The organism is Escherichia sp. KTE172 (assembly GCF_000408845.1).
Taxonomy (GTDB): Bacteria; Pseudomonadota; Gammaproteobacteria; order Enterobacterales; family Enterobacteriaceae; genus Escherichia; species Escherichia coli.
This window is the reverse complement of sequence record NZ_KE137316.1, coordinates 4,524,725-4,526,016: the sequence shown is the minus strand read 5'-3', so window position 1 is coordinate 4,526,016 and position 1,292 is coordinate 4,524,725. Positions and strand designations below refer to the sequence as shown.

Here is a 1,292-nt window from a genome sequence, read left to right as displayed (position 1 = left end):
TGCAAAATAAGAAGAGGAAACGCCGCAGAATTATTTTCAGGGATACGGCACATCGCTATTAATATTTTAACGAATGATAAGGTATTCAAGGCAGGGTTAAGACGTAAGATGCGAAAAGCAGCCATGGACAGAAACTACCTGGCGGCAGTCCTTGCGGGGTGCGGGCTTTCGTAATCTTGCCTTGGGCTGTTAATAATTGTGCTGAAATAGATGCGGTGAATAAAGCTCTCAAAGATAATTCATCGTTGCATGATTTGGAAATGGCTACAGTTCATACTGGTGATGGAAGTGCTTTTCCGAACTGTAGAAACTGTCAGGAAATTTTCAAATATTTAGGAATTAATGTATTAACGGGGTAATTATGAATCATATAACGAATAAACAAGTGATGAGTGTCCTGTTGCAAAATGGATGGCACTATGGCAGAAAAGAAAACATAGATAAATATATAAAGTGTTTATCCATTAAGAAATATTTTGTTAATGAAATTATTTGTGATTTTTTATCAGAGTTTGGAGGGTTGATAGTACGGCATGAATCTTATTCAGATCCTAATGAGTATGATAAATCCGATTTTGATCCAATAAAAGCTGCTGGTTGGATAGACTCTAAATGGATAACTGAAGTCTATGAACCATTGGTCAATAAGCGTTTATGTCCTGTTGGTGTTGGTTTTTCTGAGCATATGACATATTTTATTTCAGATGATGGTGCTCTTTATGGTGGTTTTGATAACTATTTTTGTATTATAGGCGGTAATATTAATGACGCTATGCTACATTTATTTTTCGAACACGAAAAAATAAAAACCTTGTCAAGTTAATTTGATTCGATGATTGATTGCTGTTGGGCGACGGCGGGTACTACGACTACCACTTTGTATGGAATGATTTCTGCCATGAGCTGGAGATGACTGATTCGCTGGGGCATACCACCATTATCCGCTTCAGTGAAGACCGGCTTCCGGTGTGTGAAATTGACCCGGAGGGCGGCGCGACGTTTTTCCTCTATGACGAATTCGGGCAGACGGTCAGTATCACCTCCCAGGGAAAGATCATCAGAAGTACACTTTTTGTACTAAATAATTCGCATTTTATGTTTACAAATTGAGATATTCCTCATTACCTGAAGCTGTTTTTTATTGCTTATACATGATCAAATACTCCTTACATAATTAAGGAGAACAAAATGGAACTTAAAAAATTGATGGAACATATTTCTATTACCCCCGATTACAGACAAGCCTGGAAAGTGGAACATAAATTATCGGATATTCTACTGTTGACTATTTG

Annotated in this window: 3 protein-coding genes and 1 pseudogene; all 4 read left to right on the top strand. The window is 37.4% G+C overall.

Annotated features, from left to right (window positions below; translation table 11 throughout):
- Positions 1–174: pseudogene (locus tag G434_RS30085) on the top strand (ISAs1 family transposase); the annotation flags it as partial.
- Positions 175–361: 187 nt separating this feature from the next.
- Entirely contained in the window at positions 362–823 is a 462-nt protein-coding gene (locus tag G434_RS02995) for an SUKH-3 domain-containing protein (RefSeq protein WP_001015686.1), read from the top strand.
- Between the two features lie 86 nt (positions 824–909).
- Positions 910–1,110 carry a hypothetical protein gene (locus G434_RS0126110; RefSeq protein WP_000132348.1) on the top strand — a complete coding sequence of 67 codons (201 nt, stop codon included), beginning with the start codon at positions 910–912 and terminating at the stop codon, positions 1,108–1,110.
- Between the two features lie 78 nt (positions 1,111–1,188).
- Positions 1,189–1,292, top strand: a 104-nt coding sequence (locus G434_RS31145; RefSeq protein WP_016249754.1) for an ISAs1 family transposase, incomplete at its 3' end; no start/stop codon positions are given.

What these genes read in the sequence shown, in the direction of transcription:
- G434_RS02995 (WP_001015686.1), top strand. Translation starts at nt 362, where the DNA reads ATGAATCATATAACGAATAAACAAGTGATGAGTGTCCTGTTGCAAAAT.
- G434_RS0126110 (WP_000132348.1), top strand. Translation starts at nt 910, where the DNA reads ATGACTGATTCGCTGGGGCATACCACCATTATCCGCTTCAGTGAAGAC.